The organism is Mucilaginibacter sp., assembly GCF_028288225.1.
In the GTDB taxonomy this organism is placed as follows: Bacteria; Bacteroidota; Bacteroidia; order Sphingobacteriales; family Sphingobacteriaceae; genus Mucilaginibacter.
The window spans coordinates 1-18,391 of sequence record NZ_JAQBOC010000089.1 but is presented as its reverse complement, the minus strand read 5'-3'; the positions used below and the strand labels follow the sequence as shown (position 1 = coordinate 18,391).

At 43.0% G+C, this 18,391-nt stretch carries 9 protein-coding genes and 1 riboswitch; of the genes, 4 read left to right on the top strand and 5 right to left on the bottom strand.

Annotated features, from left to right (window positions below; translation table 11 throughout):
• Window positions 1-126: 126 nt before the first annotated feature.
• Window positions 127-3,027, top strand: a complete 2,901-nt coding sequence (locus JWQ54_RS26910; RefSeq protein WP_299590983.1) for a glycoside hydrolase family 9 protein — start codon at window positions 127-129, stop codon at window positions 3,025-3,027.
• Between the two features lie 771 nt (window positions 3,028-3,798).
• Window positions 3,799-6,630 carry a DNA gyrase/topoisomerase IV subunit A gene (locus JWQ54_RS26905; RefSeq protein WP_299590982.1) on the top strand — a complete coding sequence of 944 codons (2,832 nt, stop codon included), beginning with the start codon at window positions 3,799-3,801 and terminating at the stop codon, window positions 6,628-6,630.
• Window positions 6,631-6,764: 134 nt separating this feature from the next.
• Here JWQ54_RS26905 and JWQ54_RS26900 read toward each other — a convergent pair whose 3' ends face one another.
• The 3 genes from JWQ54_RS26900 to dapF form a co-directional block, all read right to left on the bottom strand.
• Entirely contained in the window at window positions 6,765-8,147 is a 1,383-nt protein-coding gene (locus JWQ54_RS26900) for a voltage-gated chloride channel family protein (RefSeq protein WP_299590981.1), read from the bottom strand.
• Between the two features lie 146 nt (window positions 8,148-8,293).
• Window positions 8,294-8,356, bottom strand: a riboswitch (Fluoride riboswitch).
• 234 nt (window positions 8,357-8,590) lie between these two features.
• Window positions 8,591-11,491, bottom strand: a complete 2,901-nt coding sequence (locus JWQ54_RS26895) for a DEAD/DEAH box helicase (RefSeq protein ID WP_299590980.1) — start codon at window positions 11,489-11,491, stop codon at window positions 8,591-8,593.
• Between the two features lie 352 nt (window positions 11,492-11,843).
• Window positions 11,844-12,629: a diaminopimelate epimerase gene (dapF, locus tag JWQ54_RS26890; protein ID WP_299590979.1), complete on the bottom strand. Its 786-nt coding sequence runs from the start codon at window positions 12,627-12,629 to the stop codon at window positions 11,844-11,846.
• A 273-nt stretch (window positions 12,630-12,902) separates the two neighbouring features.
• Here dapF and JWQ54_RS26885 point away from each other — a divergent pair, with 273 nt between their 5' ends.
• Window positions 12,903-14,450: a Do family serine endopeptidase gene (locus JWQ54_RS26885; RefSeq protein WP_299590978.1), complete on the top strand. Its 1,548-nt coding sequence runs from the start codon at window positions 12,903-12,905 to the stop codon at window positions 14,448-14,450.
• A 108-nt stretch (window positions 14,451-14,558) separates the two neighbouring features.
• On the opposite strand, the gene JWQ54_RS26880 is transcribed toward JWQ54_RS26885, so the two are convergent.
• The gene (locus JWQ54_RS26880; RefSeq protein ID WP_299590977.1) at window positions 14,559-14,693 is read right to left on the bottom strand and encodes a hypothetical protein; all 135 of its coding nucleotides are present in this window, start codon (window positions 14,691-14,693) and stop codon (window positions 14,559-14,561) included.
• 135 nt (window positions 14,694-14,828) lie between these two features.
• On the opposite strand from JWQ54_RS26880, the gene JWQ54_RS26875 reads away from it, so the two are divergent.
• Window positions 14,829-16,661, top strand: a complete 1,833-nt coding sequence (locus tag JWQ54_RS26875; RefSeq protein WP_299590976.1) for a beta-galactosidase — start codon at window positions 14,829-14,831, stop codon at window positions 16,659-16,661.
• Between the two features lie 227 nt (window positions 16,662-16,888).
• Here the strand turns inward: JWQ54_RS26875 and JWQ54_RS26870 are convergent, their stop codons facing one another.
• On the bottom strand, window positions 16,889-17,683 hold the full coding sequence (locus JWQ54_RS26870) for a DUF434 domain-containing protein (RefSeq protein WP_299590975.1): 795 nt from the start codon (window positions 17,681-17,683) through the stop codon (window positions 16,889-16,891).
• Window positions 17,684-18,391 lie beyond the last annotated feature (708 nt).

The window sequence follows — 18,391 nt, the reverse complement described above, 5'->3', positions numbered from 1 at the left end:
CGCACAAATTTTATTTATGCGTATGTTTTTATTTTTTTATGAGGTAGTGTTAATGTAGTACATCAAAATCTGAAACTTGGAAATCTTTTCGTGAGTTTTGTTAGATAAGATCAGACAATACACACCATGAAATATTTATATCTTTTTATAGCAGTTATTTTGTTCTCCGGCTTTTACCTGGCGCGGGATCCTTTAACAGAAAATTTTAAAGATTCCGCCATGTACCGCTGGCTCAATAAAAAGGTTTATGAAAAGCGCACACTTGATAATATGGAGAGCCTTAATGGCTGGACTTCCTTCACCACATCGGGCGTGGCTATGGTTGATGCCAGGAAAGTGATGACCTCTACCGATTCGAGCACATCGGTTGCTGAGATCAAACTCAGTAAAGACATTGTTCATGAGGGCAGTCAGTCATTACTAATGACCACACCCACCCGGCTGGCCGGCGATCCGCCAAAGAACGGGCGGCATTGGGGGCGCTCTGGTGTGCGGAAGGCTTTTGCCGATGAGGATTGGACTGGATATAATCGCATCTCTATCTGGATCTATCCTGATCTGCCGGGCTTTTATACCACCGCGCTTGATTGCTGGCTGTATAACGATGGCAAAGTAAAGCTGCCTGCAGTTTTTGCGCAGGAGGGCCAAACTTCACTGAACCTCAAAAATCATGAATGGAACCATGTAGTTTGGGAGATCAGCAATGTGGCAAGGGATAAGATAACCAGCTTCGAGATGTCATACGGTTTATCAGGCAACTACCCGGAAGAGGCGAACAAGATCCGTTTTTATTTTGACCAGATGGAGTTGCAAAAAGTTGATGCAGATAAAACCGAAGGCTGGGATGTTGCGAAAGGTCGCATTTCGTTTGCGCATACGGGCTACCAAACCGGGGCTGAAAAAACAGCTATCGCCAGTAATATTGATGCAAAAACTTTTAAGCTGATCAACCAGAATAATGGTAAAGTTGTGCTGACTAAATCTATCAAAAACGAAACAACGCACCTCGGCACTTTCCAGGTGATGGATTTTTCGGAAATTAGAACTCCGGGGACTTATGTATTAGTCGCCGGTAATGCAGTTACGAGACCATTTCGAATTGACGCCGATGTTTATGAAAGGACCGTATGGAAGGCGCTGAATTTCTTTTATTCGGAACGTTGCGGGGCGGAGATCCCGGGGATCCATGGAGTTGAGCACCAGGACTGGACCTGTGTGCACAATGATAAACGGATAGTTATCAACGGCGGCTGGCATGATGCCGGCGATTTAACGCAGGGTGTTGAAAATACCAGTGAAATTACCTTTGGCTTGTTCAGTATGGCCGAAAAGCTGCATGCCAGGGATGAAAACCCGGCCCTGTATAATCGTGTGCTGGAAGAGGCGAAGTGGGGACTTGCATGGATTCTGAAAACAAGCTTTGGGGATGGTTATAGAAATGTAGGTTCGATAAACAGCAGGCGCACAAATAATATTATTGGCGATGACGATGATATTGTCTCGACAGCAAAAAACAGTCCGCTTGCAAATTTTGAGGCAGCCAATGCGGAGGCTATAGCAGCCCGTGTTTTAAAAGAAAGCGATCCGCGTTTAGCTGCCTACGCCCTTAAAATGGCAGAAGCCGACTGGCAGTTTGCTGTTGAAGGGATGCAATCATATAAACCATCAAAAGAAATGTTCCGCGCCACGTTTGATTCGGATAATGTGGAGGACGAATTACCGGCACAGGCTATCCTTACATCGGTGACGCTATGGAAAGCAACGGGCGACAAAAAATATGCAGCCAAAGCGGCGGAGCTAGCCCCCATTATTATGAATGCACAGCAGCGTAAACGTACGGATTGGGACATTCCGCTTACCGGCTTTTTTTATACATCAACAGCCAAAGAAAGGATCTTGCATTATTGCCACAGAGGCAGGGAGCAAGGGCCAACACTGGCGTTAACCGCACTTTGTGATGCATTCCCCAATAACCCGGATTGGATAAAATGGTATTCAACTGTTACACTTTATTCAGAATACCTTAAAAAGATAGCAAAATATACAGCGCCATACAGCGTAATGCCTGCGTCAGTATATGCCGATACCGAATATATGCATGTGCCGGAGAGCAGAAAAGAATCGTTCCGTAAACAAGTATTAAGCGGGATACCTTTAGGTAAGGGACATTACCTGCGGATGTTCCCGGTGTGGATGGATTATCGCGGGCACTTCGGCACTATTTTACCACAGGCACAGGCTTTGGCAAGTGCAGCCCATCTGCGCGGCGATTTGGCATCGGCACAATTATCTACGCATCAGCTGGAATGGATCATCGGGCGGAACCCGTTTTCGGCAAGCACCATGTATGGTGAGGGCTATGATTATGTGCCATTGTATTCGCCTTCATCAGGCGATATGGTTGGGGGCTTGCCGGTAGGCATCCAAACTAAAGATGAGGATGATGCGCCTTACTGGCCGGTACAAAGTATGTGGACGTATAAAGAGATCTGGGTGCACCCGGTAAGCCGCTGGGTGTGGCTGTTGAAAGACCTGGAGGGCCCGGCAATGGTTGAAGGAAAAGCAAGCGGAGTGATAATATTTAAAAGCGTTAGCTCGCAGCAGGCCATTACTGTTTCGGCAGATAAAGACGGACATTTTAAAACAATGATTCCTGAAGGAAAGTATGTGGTTACAAGTAATGGCATGTCGCAAATGCGAACCTTTCTGCCCGGATCACCCAATAATCTTGATTTGCGAAGTGATAATTTTTTAAGCTATGAGATTTCAAAAACGATTTCAACAACAGGCGAGTTGGTTATTAAGGTGATGGCTCGCGGAAATGGTAAGCATAATTTCAGCATCCGTGCGGATAACCTGACGCTTGTGTCGTATTCAAAGGAGATTAATCTGAAACCCGAAGCAACGCAAAGCTTTGAATGGCGTGGTAAGATTACATCGGATGATACACCATGGGTAGCTGTGGTTGTTCCGGATGGGAATATTGGTGAGCGGAAAGAGGTGAGGGGTGCGGTTTGGGAAAAGTGAAAATGTAAAAGTATGGATAATCAGCTGTATAGGGCGAATTGCATTCGCCCTATACATGCGGAATTGAATCATTGTTGATGCATTCGCCCCTATACCTGCGGAATTGAGTCGGTACAATTGCATTTGCCAGAGTGGGCTGGTAGGCACGGATCTTGTGGTGAGGGCGTATGCAATACGCCCTTACGGATAATTTACGTTAGGGATAGCAGCGGATACCGGCCTGAGCCTAATGCCTGTGTAGTATGAGCGGATAGCCCGACCCCGGTTCTATCACCGGGGAACGCCCAAATTAATCACAATACTAATTAAACGAAGTAACTTAAATCGGAGGAGGTAAGCGAAATCGTTATCGCATATTATTTAATTTCTTCTCTATATACCATGACATCTTCATGGGAGTGTACGCGTCCTGCTTCTATGTCATCAAGGCCAGCTTTTATTCTTCTATTTCAGCTTCTGATAGATAGCCCCAATCGTCATCTTGTAACGCAGGTATTTGTTTCTCACTCTCTAACTTTGTGGCTCCCTTCGTCATATTATCAAATATACTGATGTCATGCCATTTGCAAGTCTTCAAATTCAAAAATGTTTAAAAAAATCGCTTCCTAAATAAACTCTGTGCTCTCTGTGCCGTCTCTGTTTCTCTGCGTTAAAAACTGGGCAGCTAATGATATTGTTAAAAGTTAATAATGTGTTTAAAAATCGGCACATCCAAAATCCGCACATCTGCACATTATACTTATCTTTACCCTTTATATTTTTTAGCTAATAATGAGTGAAGATTTAAACCAAGACGAGATACCTGCAAATAGCGAAGAAACACTACACAACGTTACCTCACTCGATGGATTGTACGAAAACTGGTTCCTGGATTATGCATCTTATGTAATTCTTGACCGTGCCGTTCCGCATATAAATGATGGTTTAAAACCCGTGCAGCGCCGCATCCTCCACTCGCTTAAGGAGATGGACGATGGACGTTTTAACAAGGCGGCCAACGTAATAGGTAACACCATGAAGTATCACCCGCATGGTGACGCTTCTATTGGTGATGCCATGGTGCAAATAGGTCAAAAAAACCTGCTGATTGATTGCCAGGGAAACTGGGGCGACCCGGTTACAGGCGACTCGGCAGCTGCGCCCCGTTATATTGAGGCCCGGCTTTCAAAGTTTGCGCTCGAAGTTGTTTTTAACCCGGATACTACCGACTGGCAGGCCAGCTATGATGGCCGTAACCGCGAACCTATAACACTGCCCGTTAAGTTTCCATTATTGCTTGCTCAGGGTGCCGATGGTATTGCCGTAGGTTTAGCCACCAAGATCATGCCTCATAATTTTATTGAGCTGATAGATGCATCTATTGAGGTGCTGAAAGGTACCCTGCCAAACCTGATGCCGGACTTCCCGACTGGTGGTATGGCTGATGCTTCGGCTTATAATGACGGTCAGCGGGGTGGTAAGGTGAGGATTCGCGCAAAAATAGAAGAGCGCGATAAAAAGACACTGGCTATAACCGAAATTCCGTTTAGTACAACTACAGGCGGCTTAATGGAAAGCATAGTAGCTGCTAACGAAAAAGGCAAGATCAAGATCAAGAAGATAGAAGATAATACATCAAGCAGTGTTGAGATAGTGGTGCACCTTGCACCCGGTATCTCACCCGATGTAACTATCGATGCACTTTATGCTTTTACTGATTGTGAGGTTTCCATATCGCCAAATACCTGCGTAATACAGCACGATAAGCCACGCTTTATGAGTGTTAATGATATGCTTACCGAAAGCACACATTACACCCGCCAGCTGCTAAAAATGGAGCTGGAGATCAGGCTGAAAGAGTTGATGGAAAAGATCTTCTTCAGTTCGCTGCTTAAGATCTTTATCCAGGAAGGGATGTACAAGCATGCCGACTACGAAACTTCAAGCAATTTTGAAATGGTGCTTGAGGTTTTGAACCGGTTGTTTGAGCCATTCTTCCCGCTATTTTACAGGGCCATTTTGCCGGAGGATTATAAAAAGCTTATTGATAAACCAATGAGCAGCATCACCCGCTTTGATGTAAAGAAAACGGATGAGCAGATAAAGGGCCTGGAAGCTGAAATAAAAGAGGTAAAGCATCACCTTAAACATTTAACTGATTATACTATTTCCTGGTTCCTGAAACTGAAGGAAAAATATGGCAAGGGCCGGGAACGTAAAACCGAACTGCGCACTTTTGACAGAGTAGAAGCCGCCCAGGTGGCGCTGGCAAATGCCAAGCTATATGTTAATCGTGTGGATGGCTTTATAGGCACCGGTTTAAAGAAGGACGAATTTGTAACCGACTGCTCAGATATTGATGAGATCATCGTATTCAGGGAAGATGGACGCTGTTTGATTACCAAGATCCAGGATAAGGTTTTTGTTGGAAAAGAAATTATACACGTAGCCGTATTTAAAAAGAACGATGAGCGAACCGTGTATAACATGATCTATAAAGACGGGCAGAGCGGGGTAAGCTATATTAAACGATTCTCGGTAGTAGGCGTTACCCGCGATAAGGAGTACGATTTAACCAAGGGTACCAAAGGTACGCGAGTGCTTTATTTTAGCGCCAATCCTAATGGCGAAGCGGAAATTGTTAATGTGCAGCTGAAGCCGCATAGTAAGCTCAAAAAGCTGCAGTTTGACGAGGACTTTGCGGCGCTGGCAATAAAGGGTCGTGGCTCGATGGGGAATATCATCACCAAATACCCTGTTAAAAAGATCATACTAAAAAGTAAAGGTGTTTCAACTTTAGCCGGAAGAAAGATCTGGTATGATGATATTTTAAAACGCTTAAATGCTGACGGCCGTGGTAAATACCTGGGAGAATTTGACGGCGATGACAGGATCCTAACGGTGCTCAGCAATGGGATCTACGAGCTTACAAGTTTCGACCTAAACAATCACTTTGATGATAAGATGATCGTGATCGAGAAATACGATCCGGCAAAAGTTTATTCGGCTATCCATATTGATGGTAAATCGAAAAATTACATGGTAAAAAGGTTTGTGTTTGATAACCTGGCTATCGGTAAACAAACCAGTATCATCAGCGATGAAAACGGCTCAAAACTGGTGCTGATCTCGCGCGCCGCACAGCCGGTTGTAAAAGTAGAGCAGCTTAAAGGCAAAGAACAAACACGGGAAACCCTTGAGATAGATCTTTCAACCGTAATTGATGTTAAGGGGATGAAGGCAATGGGTAACAGGCTCTCGCAGCACCCGATAAAATCAGTAGAGCTGATTGCCGAAATTGAAGCGGAGGAGGAAGAAATAATTGCAGATGAAACAAGCGATACAGATGATGAAACAGATATAGCTGAGGCAGAGGTAGAAGAAACCAAAGAGATTGCGGTTGAAAAGCCTGTTGTAACGGCACCTGTTGTAACTCCTGAGAAAGAAGCAGAAATTAAACCGGAACCTGTAAAACCACCTGCCGGTCAATCAGCAAAACCATCTGATCAATCGGAGGAATCGCTCCAGAAATCAGTGGAATCGCAGCCTAAAAAAATAGATTTTGAAATCACTAATCCCGATGATATAGATATGGATGATAAGGGGCAGCTTGGTTTATTTTAACCGGATATTATCATCCTTGTCATGCCGATTTTATTTCGGCACCTCACAGAACACTCCCGCTTGCTTATATGGTGTACACCTGGCAAGTGGGGTGCTGAAACAAGTTTATAATGACAGGGCTTTATGTGGTTACGTTATTTCTTAAACCTATATTTCTTCAACTTCTGGTACATGTAGCCCCGCCGCTTCGCAGCATCAGAAATGGAACTATCCACCGGGAAATCATCATCGGATATTTTGGGGACAGCGATCCGTTGCGAGCTGTAAATGCCGGAGTTTCCGCTGAAAAAATAGGCGGTAAAACAAGCAACAGCAAATAACAGGGCGTGCTCGCCGCCAAATAATTCTATTCCCATAAAGGTACAGGCCAGTGGGGTATTAGTGGCTCCGGCAAAAACAGCAATAAAACCCAGGGCAGCAAACAAGCCAACGGGGGCATTTAATAAAGCTGATAAGGTGTTGCCTAAAGTTGCCCCAATGTAGAACAATGGCGTAACCTCGCCGCCCTTAAAGCCTGTGGCAAGGGTAACAGTTGTATATACGGTTTTCCAGAGCCAGCTCCAGGTATCTGCGCCGCCGGCATTAAAGGCAGAGGGGATGGTAACAGCTCCATGATATTCAGCATCAACACCCAGCCCCAGGTAATCGGGCTTGCCATTAAGAAAGGTGAGGCCGATAATTACCAATCCGCCGAATACAGGGATCATCCAGTTATGTTTAAAGAGCTTAAGGCAGATGCTTTTTATTTCATGCACCATCCCTGCAAAAAGGAAGCTCGCTAATCCAAAAATTGCGGATGCAAAAATTACTTTACCAAGCAAAAGCAAGTCGAAATGAGTGTAATTACTTATAAAGCCGGTGGTGTGTGGTATTAATGCAATATGGTATTGCGTATGGTTAACATGCCAGGTGCCTACTGTTATATCGCCAACCACCGCCGCTACTAAAGCAGGAAGCAATGCATCGTATTTTATGCGGCCAATGGTTAAAACTTCCATGGCAAATATTGCGCCGGTAACCGGCGTGCCAAATACGGCCCCGAAACCGGCCGCTATCCCTGCGGTAAGGATCAGTCGTGTATCCGGTCCGTTCAATTTAAACCATTTACCAAACATAGCGGCAATACTGCCGCCAATCTGAACAGCAGTTCCCTCCCGACCGGCTGAGCCGCCAAACAAATGTGTTATTACGGTAGTGAATAGAATAACCGGAGCCATTTTTCTGGGCACGCCTGCACCTTCCTCATGAATTTGGTCTATTATGAGGTTGTTGCCTTTTTCGGAGGATTTACCAATTGTTTGATAAATAAAATGGATGAGCAGGCCGGCCAGCGGCAGCAGGAACAACAGCCATTTATAATCAAACCGGAAATGAGTGGCAGCAGTAAGCAGCCATAAAAAAAAGGCTACCACGCTGCCAATTGCTATAGCAACAGGTATAGTCATAATGGTCCACCGGATCAGGTGTTTTATGATGGTAAAATGCTCTTTCAAAGGGGGGGCGCTTTTATTAGTCATTATGTTTAATGGCTTTAGGTTTAACAAAAAGGCAGGAAAAAAACAACCATGCGAAGATTCGCGGCTCAGGTTTTCTTTTATTAAGTAAGGCGTTTAAATTTTTCACCTACAAACAATTATATCAACAAGCTTTATTGCTTTTGATTGATGTTGCAGGCGTCATCAGCGAATGCGGTTTTTAAAAGGAAGACACCATTTCCTGATGCAAGGTAAATTTTATTTTTAATTTATGAAAATTAAAGTGGGGCAATTCAAATTCAGCTATCTGCTTTGGCCCAATAAATTCGGTTGATGTTTTTAAACCTTATAAGTCTGCATTAAAATTTGATGCCATATTTAACTTTTCTTTATGCCCTTATTGAAGGGCGAGAAAATTTGGCTAAAGCCTGTTTGGTTTATTACTTTTATCCGCCGGTTAAAAACAGACTGCAATGAAGGGAAGACTATTTTAAAATCTCCTTAATATCCTCAACTGAGAGTGATTTAATAAAGCTTTCCTCGGTCGTGATCAGCGCGCGCGACAGGCTTAGCTTGCGCTGCTGCAGGGCCAGGATCTTTTCCTCAACAGAATCTTTGGTGATGAATTTGTAGATGAACACATTTTTTGTTTGGCCGATGCGGTGCGTACGGTCAATGGCCTGCTGCTCCACTGCAGGGTTCCACCATGGGTCGAGGATGAAAACGTAGTCGGCTTCGGTTAGATTGAGGCCAACACCACCGGCTTTTATCGAGATTAAAAAAACCTGTGTCTTTTCATCTTCCTGGAACTGTTTTACCACATCGCCGCGGTTTTGGGTGCTGCCATCCAAATAGGCATAGGGGATTTTTTCTGTATCAAAATACTCGCGGTAAATATTCAGTTGTTTTACAAATTGTGAGAATATCAGCACCTTATGGTTGCCTTCGAGCACGTTGGCAAGGGTATGCACTACGTTCTCAAATTTGCCCGAATCACCTTCATAATCCTGGTCAATCATTATAGGGTGATTGGCAATTTGCCTAAGCTTTATCAAACCCTGCAAAACCTGGATCTGAGTTTTGGCAAAGGTGCCGTCCTCCAGGCTTTTTAACAGCTCGTTGCGGTATTCCGATTTTACTTTTTCGTATACTGCCGACTGCTCTTCGCTCATTTGGCAATAAAACAAGTTCTCAATTTTTGGTGGCAGCTCAGTTGCAACCTGTTCTTTGGTACGGCGTAAAACAAATGGTTTTATTAATGCCTGCAGCTTACGGGCCTTATCCTCATCTTTCTTTTTCTCAATGGGGGTTACAAATTCGTTCATGAAAAACTGCTGCGCACCCAGCAGCCCCGGGTTGATGAATGACATTTGTGTCCACAGATCATTAACAGAATTTTCAACCGGGGTACCGCTCAATATCAGCTTAAAACGCGATTTTAACTGCTTTACCGCCTGAAACGATTTTGAAGATGGATTTTTAATATTCTGACTTTCATCCAGTATCACATAATCAAAAAAGAAAGCCTTCATCAATTCAATATCTATGCGACTGATGCCGTAGGTGGTTATCACCACATCGTAATTGGCAAACACCTCCGGCGATTTATAGCGGAAAGTTCCCGTATGCACCATCAGCCTTAACTTTGGCGTGAATTTTTTAGCCTCGTTAAGCCAGTTGTAAATCAGGGAGGTTGGCATAATAACCAGTGAGGTGCTTTTACTATCTGCTGCTTCTACATCTTCCTTGTTTTTTTGTAGTAGTGCGAGCGTCTGAATGGTTTTCCCCAAACCCATATCATCTGCCAAACAGCCGCCAAAATGGTAATTCTTTAAAAAATGGAACCAGTTGTAACCCGCTTTTTGATAAGGTCTTAAATGCCCGGCGAAGTGTTGCGGCAGAGCAATATCTTCCAGCTCTTCAAAATCCAGTAGTTTTTGCAGTTTGCCGGTCATGGTTACGCTGGCCATTTCGCCTTCGGCAAGGTCATTAACCAGGCCTATATGATGACGGCGTAATTTAAGGTTATGGCCGCCCTCAGTAAAATGCAGCAGATTGCCGTATTGCGAAAACCACTTTTCGGGGATAATGGCAATTTCGCCTGATGGCAGCAAAAACTCCTTTTTACGGTTAAGGATATGATTTTTTAGCTGGATAAAAGGGATGCTGTATGATCCGAAATACACAATGGCATTAATATCAAACCAGTCGTTATTTTCTTTTACGGTAAGATCAATTTTACTGGTGCCAAATACATAACGTTTCTGGCTGCCCGAGTCTGGCTGCTCAATTTCAAAGCCTTGGCTGGTAAGCTCATCATAATGCTGGTTTATCCACTCAAATACAGAGAACGACTGGTCGGCTTCCTCATCGTTTACAACAACTTCAAGGTTTTTGAAGAGAGAGGAAGCGGTTTTTAAACCGAGTGATTCCAGGTGGCTGAACTTGCTTTTTTCCCAGGTAACAGATCTCTTTATGCGATGGAAGGTGTAATCATCACCATTGCGCTCCATACGCACGGAGATCAGCCTTTCATCCCCATAGGGGAAAACATAGCCCGCATATTTAAAATAAAGCTGCAGCTGCGATGTGCCGCCCTCTATATAAATTGGTTTTATAACCGGCCGGGCATCATACTTTTCGGTATTTATGGTAAAGCCTTCGGCATAAACGTGATGCTTTTCAATAAGCGGTGCAACAAATTTTTCGAAGTATGATTGTTCTGACGATTTGGGAATAGCGATGTACCTCTTATTCAAAAAAGGGAACAGCTTTTTGCCTTCTATCTCTTTTTCAAAATGATAAAGGGTATCATCAAGCAGCATCCACGCGGGGTGGTTGCAAATGACCTCGGCATTTTTAAACATAAACTCAATGCGCATTCCCTGGTATTTAATGGTGGGGAAATACCTGATCTCCTCCTCATTGCGCCTGAAATGAAACAGCACTGATGCAGCCTCGGGCGCTATCTGTAACTTGCGCTCGGCAGGGTAGCCTTCCTTGCTCATCTGGTATAACGGTTTATCCTTTAGCAATGCCAGGGCTTCAGCCATCCTCTTTTCTATTTTAGGGCGAAGGGTATCAAAAAGCTGCTCATTAAACACTTTGGTAAAAAATTCAAACGGGCGGATTGATTTTTTATAGAACTTTTTGATCAGGTTGCCCTGTTCCATTTCTTCCAGGATCTTGATGAGCTTTATATCAATATCGTCAATGCAATGGGCAAATTCCTTTGCTGTATTTGAAAATAAACGCTGGTGGGTTAGTGAAAATTCGGCGTTTGGATTTAGCTGAACTACGTGTGGCTCAATAACGTACGACAAGTATTCATGCTTTGCAATGGCATAAATTATCTGGCAAGGTTTGCTGCTGTCGACACGTAACATACTTTTTATAAAAAAATTTAAAAGAAGTTACATCAACAAAAAATTCAAACCTAAACAGAATTTGCAGTAAGTCGAAATGTTTTCTGTAAATAATTATTAACAGTGGGGGAATGTTGATTAGTTCATTTGTGGCATAATGCAAATGCGTAACACTTTGCTTTTGTCAATTTGCAGCAATAGCCTGTATATGTTTCGTAGAGACGCGATGCATCGCGTCTTCAATCACAGACAGGTAGATTATGCAAATCGATTAGGTATGCTGGCCAAAGACGCGAAGCATCGCGTCTCTACGATATTCATTAAAATATTTTGAAAATGGATTTTCACGCAGGAGACGCAAAGTATTGCGTCTCTACAGGGTTACATCCCCCTCAAACACTTTCACAGCTGGCCCTTCTAAAAAAATGCTGCTAAACTTTTGGCCGTTATAATCAAAGCGGATATTGAGATTGCCGCCTAAAACTTTTATTGGAGTGTTGATATGGCCGGTTTGGTTGTTGTGTTTGGCCATGGCGAGGGCTACGGCCGTAACACCGGTTCCGCAGGCATAGGTTTCGTCTTCAACGCCGCGCTCAAAGGTGCGCACGAAATAGCCGTCGGTGGTGGGTTCAACAAAATTTATGTTGATGCCTTCTTTGCAGTAGGTATTGTTATTACGGATGGCATAACCCTCTGTATAAACATCTTTATCTTTAAGGTTTTCAGCAAGGGTGATGTAGTGGGGCGAGCCGGTATTTAATACATAGGCATCAGCATCCCTGTTTATGGTATCCACATCAATCATTTGCAGGCTTACCCAGTCGCCGCTTTCTGAAATTTTGGCATAATGCGGGCCGTCGACTGCCAAAAAGTTGGTTTCAGTGTCAATAATTCCGAGGTGTTTGGCAAAGGCAACTATGCACCGGCCTCCATTACCGCACATGCTGCTTGGCTGTCCATCTGCATTGTAATAAACCATCTCAAAATCATAGCCTTCAAGGTTTTGCAAAAACATCATCCCATCGCCCCCAATGCCGAAACGACGGTCGCATAAGCAGGCAATCAGCTTCGGATCGTGATGATTTATGCTGTTATCGCGGTTGTCAACCAAAATAAAATCGTTCCCGGCTCCCTGGTATTTATAAAAATGGATCATCAAAATAGCTGAATAATATTTAGCACCTTTGTTAGTAAATCCAACAGGATGAAATGTTTACAAAAACCCCTGTTAGGTTACATTTAACAAATTTTAACAAAAATACGGATAACTTACTGTAGGTTATAACGTCTATATGGTATTAAATTTGTTTTACAAAAGTAAACGTAAAAAGTAAAGTGACAAATAACATGAAACCATCATGAGTTTGAATAAAAAATCAAATTTAATATAACTCATGATAGCTTCATTACCATTAAAAAACAAAACAAAAACATGAAAAAGTTTGGTTTAACATTATTAACTGCCTTTGTTGGCGGGGCCATGGCGTTAGGAACATACAAAGTGATTGAGAACAAGTATGCCAATAACATGAGCTTTGAAGATAAACAAAAGGTATATTATGCAACAAGCAATCATTTGAGCCCTGCATCAACAGCAATGGTATCATCTGCCGGCTCGGTTGATTTTACGCAGGCTGCGGCAGCAGTAACACCTGCAGTTGTTTATATCCGCACTACTTACTCAAACCAGACGGGCAATGATCAGCAAAGTCAGCTACAGCAAATGTTTGGCGATATGTTCGGTCAGCGGATACGCCCTTCAGGTCCGCAGATGGCCTCGGGTTCGGGTGTAATTATTTCGCCGGATGGCTATATAGTTACCAATAATCACGTGGTTGAAAAGGCTGAGAAGATAGAAATTGTTACTAACGATCACCGTAACTTCAGCGCCAAGGTTGTTGGTACCGACCCCAGCACAGACCTTGCCTTAATAAAAATTGACGGGCACGACCTGCCAATTGTAAAGCTAGGAAACTCTGACGCCGTTAAAGTAGGCGAGTGGGTACTGGCAGTTGGTAATCCGTTTAAGTTAACTTCTACAGTTACTGCGGGTATTGTGAGTGCGAAGGGCCGCGGTATAGGTATTATAGGGAGCGAGGATAACCAACAGGAAAATCCTTTCGGCCGTACACAGTATCAAAGTCAGCAGCCAAAATTAAACAAGGCAATTGAGTCATTTATTCAAACAGATGCTGCCATAAACCCTGGTAACAGTGGCGGTGCATTGGTAAATACCAATGGCGAACTGATAGGTATTAACTCAGCTATTGCATCACACACCGGATCGTACGAAGGTTATGGTTTTGCCATCCCAATTAACCTTGCTAAAAAGGTCTTGGATGATATTGAAAAATATGGCGCGGTTAAACGCGGGTATGTAGGTATTAGTTTCAGAGAACTTGACCAGGACGCTGCTAAAGATCTAAAAGTTGACAGGACATATGGTTTATACATTAACAGCGTATTACCAGGTGGCGGTGCAGCACAGGCCGGTTTAAAAGAGGGTGATATTATTACCAAAGTTGAAGGGAACACTGTTTATGAATCATCTGATCTGCAGGAACGCGTAGGAAGGTTACGTCCCGGCGATAAGATTAACCTAACTGCTTTGCGTGATGGTAATGAGAAGAATTTTGCAATTACGCTTAAGGCTGATGCACCAACACCAAAAGTAGCAGTTTCAAAATCTACAGAAGAACTGTTTAACAGGATAGGTGCCAGCTTTGTGCCGCTTAACGCCGCACAAAAAGCCAAGTTGCACATAAACAGCGGTGTGGTGGTTACCCAGGTTAGGGAAGGTGGATTGTTTGATAATACCGAAATCCCGGTAGGATCAGTAATAAACCAGGTTAACAGGCAACCAATAGCCAGTGTTGAGGACCTTGATAAGGCATTAAGCAATCCGAGGAATGGCGTCCTTGTTATATCAGGCTTATATCCTGATGGATCAAGATTAAGAGTTGCTCTGCAGGTTGAGTAAAAGCAACCTGTATTAAAGATTAAATAGTTAACCCGGCCCAGTGCCGGGTTTTTTTTGTGTGAAACATATCCTAATGATCAATTATTTATTTTCCTGATTCACCTGTATTTAACGCAGGCCTTCGACCTGCGCTGATATATTAGGCCCTTTCAGGGCCAGGAAAATACAATATTCAAAGCCCTGAAGGGGCGACATACAATAGTGCAGGTCGAAGGCCTGCGCTATTGATAATACGTTAGCCAAAAATCAACTGGTTAGCGGCAATTTGATGTGTATTCGTTAAAGATTAAAAAAATTAATCCGGCTGGCCATGATTAATGTATTTGCGACATTTATTTTATTTCACTACTTTGCCTCACCAATTAATTACAGTATTAAATGAAAAAGCTTGCCATATTACTTTTCGTATTAACCATCACTTCAAACTTTTGCAGGGCTCAGAAAGCCAGTCATACTTTTGCCCTTGGCGATTCAACATTTTTGCTGGATGGCAAGCCATTGCAGCTCATTTCGGGCGAAATGCATTGCACCCGGATTCCGCGTGCTTATTGGCGGCAACGGATGAAAATGGCAAAGGCCATGGGTTTAAACTCTATTGGCACTTACGTTTTTTGGAATGCACAGGAACCAGAAGAAGGAAAATATGATTTTACAGGTAACAACGATATTGCAGAGTTTGTGCGCATAGCCAAGGAAGAAGGCTTGTGGGTTGTATTGCGCCCAAGTCCGTATGTGTGTGCCGAATGGGAGTTTGGCGGTTATCCATGGTGGCTGTTAAAGGATAAAACGCTGAAAGTACGCAGCAAGGATCCTAAGTTTTTAAAATACTATCATGATTATATTATGCAGCTGGGCAAGCAGCTTTCGCCGTTACTGGTTACCAACGGCGGCAATATTTTAATGGTGCAAATAGAAAACGAATACGGTTCATATAGTAACGACAAGGAGTATTTGGATATTAACCGTAAAATATTTCTTGAGGGCGGCTTTAGCGGTTTGCTTTTTACATGCGATGGTCCGTCACAATTGCCGGCGGGTTATTTGCCGGGCTATTTGCCAGCAGTAAATGGGTTGGATAACCCTAAAGAGGTGAAAGCGTTGATCAATAAATATCATGATGGTAAAGGGCCATATTATATAGCCGAGTGGTACCCGGGCTGGTTTGATAGCTGGGGTACTCCGCACGCCGGCAGTAATGCTGATAAGGACGCTAAAAAGCTGGATGAGGTTTTAACAGCAGGGATTTCTATTAACCTTTATATGTTTCATGGCGGCACTACGCGCGATTTTATGAATGGCGCAAACATGAACAAGAAGGATCCATATGCGCCACAAACTTCAAGCTATGATTATGATGCACCGCTGGATGAATCAGGTAATCCAACAGCTAAGTTCTATAAATTCAGGGAAGTAATAGAGAAACATTTACCTGCAGGTGAGAAATTACCGGAGGTGCCGGCAACAAATAAGGCAATAGCTATTCCAAACATCAACCTGGTGAGCAGGGCCGCTTTATTTAGTAATCTTAGAGTTCCTGTTGTTTCAGCTAAGCCACTTTGCTTTGAGGATCTTAACCAGGGGTATGGCTTTGTGTTATACCGCACCACGCTTAAAAATGCTGCAGCGGGACTTCTGAAAATTAAGAAAATGCGGGACTATGCCACCGTTTATTTAAATGGCAAGCGCATCAGCATGCTGGATAGACGCCTTAAGCAAGACTCCCTGCAAATAAGCGATGCCAAAAAAGGAGACGTTTTAGACATACTTGTAGAAAACAATGGCCGCATTAACTACGGTCCATTCCTGATAGATAACCGCCAGGGTATTACCGAAAAAGTCACTTTAAATGATGCTGAGCTTACCGGCTGGAAAATGTATAAATTTCCTTTCAATAACGTTAACGGCTTTAAATATTCTGCTAATAAAGATGCTTATAAGCTTCAGCCGGCACTATATAAAGGCGTATTTACACTAAAGGCAGTTGGTGATACTTATCTCGATCTGCATGGATACGGCAAAGGTTTTGTGTTTTTAAACGGACATAACCTTGGTAAATACTGGAACATTGGTCCGCAGCAAACGGTTTACATTCCGGCTTCATGGCTTAAAAAAGGGTTGAATGAAATTGTTGTGTTTGATGAGCTGAAGGGTGGACATACAAAAATAGCAGCGTTGGATCATCCGATATTGAATGAGTTGGTTAAGGAATAAGTAGAAGCTTTCGTGATCTTTTGCAAATGCACTTTTTGCGTTTTTGAAATCTCTGCAAATAAAAAAGAGGCTGTATCATTGATTTATGATACGGCTTCTTTGCTCCCGGAGTGAACATAATTCGAACCAAATATTAGAACAATCAAATTTTTCAATAGACTACGAGTAGCTGGGTTCGAAACCAAACAGGGATCAACTTTCGATTTGTATTTTGCCAAATTGCTGGCTTATAATCCTTTAGCAATATCAATTATCAGCAACATAAATAATAACAACTGCTTATTACTGTGATCAATAATGTTCATGATTCCGCTGTTATCTAAAACGTGGTTAATAATAAATGAGGCAAGGTTAAACCATTCGTAGCAACCGTTAAGCACCCATGCATCCGAACTTGCTATCAGTCGGTTTTCGGCAATTAAATATTTATCGGGAGCATTGTCCAAATAAACCTCCCAGGAAAAACCTTGTTCTTTTGCTGTTTCATAACATAGTGTTTTAAGGCGGCCACTGTTAGAGACCGGGGCGTCAAATATCCAAATCACACGTTCGGTACCAAGCTCATGTAATGCATTGCCTAACGTGATTAACACATCTTCGGTTTGCCTTACCCGCTTATATGATCCGTGTACTGAGGAGATGTCACGATAGCAGCCGTCTAATCCCCTAAAAACATAACCGCCGGACAATAGTGTTTCCAGTATAATCACAATGTTGAAACCATCTAAATAAATAGTTTTACCTTGTATACTATCAGCAGCGACTTCCTTAAGTTTACGCCTTTCGATATCCTTTGCTGAGCACGCCATGCCCTGCACAGCGAGGATTTGCCGATGCCTCAGCCGATACCTGTTACCTACCAATGCCAGCGTAGCTCGTGGGGGATAATCTTTGTTTAGTAAATAATGCATATCGCTTAAAGCCAGCAAAAGCTTTTCACGCTGATTTTCCAAGCCAAAAAGCACTTCGTCACGCGGGTCTTTTCCCCTGCTTTTACGGGTATCAGGTTCTTGATCATTCATTCGGTCTCCGTTCATTACTTTACAAAGCTGCGTAATTATAACGCTTATCATCAAAGCCTTGGCACGTTTTTGTATAAAAATTACACAATGGATAAAGTTATTGCCATTTAGCCAAGTGGTCGGTGTTGTCAGGCTGACCGAGAGTTGGAATTATTTTAAAAAACGCTTAAATTGGAGGCATGCCAGGCAAATTTAAACCGCTAAATAAGCGCCAGTTGTTTTTCTACCACCCAGTATAGAAGATTTTGTTCCTATACCCATAACAACCCCGTAGCAGCCGGTTTTGTTGATGAACCATGGTACCGTAAATATTTAAGTGCAATAGATTATGCATACGGTAAGGGGTTGATTGATATTGACCTTTTGTAGAGGATGAATATTGCGACAAACGATCAGGACACACGCAATACGTGCGCGCCAGCGAAAGGTAAAACAGTCCAACTGTTACGCTTTTTTAGAACAGGCCACCCGTGACAGTTGGTAAACTAAGATCACCGACTGCAAAATATGTGATTACCATTACTAATCAGGGGCACAATTTGATTATCTTTATTATACAATATATCAACCAACTAGGAGGTGGTTTGATATGAGAAATCAAAATTCGTTTCCTGTAATCATATTTTTTGTAATTCTTGGTATTGGTATTGTATGGGCAAGGATGGCATATGATGCTTCGAATGTTGCAACAAGCACCATCATTATGGT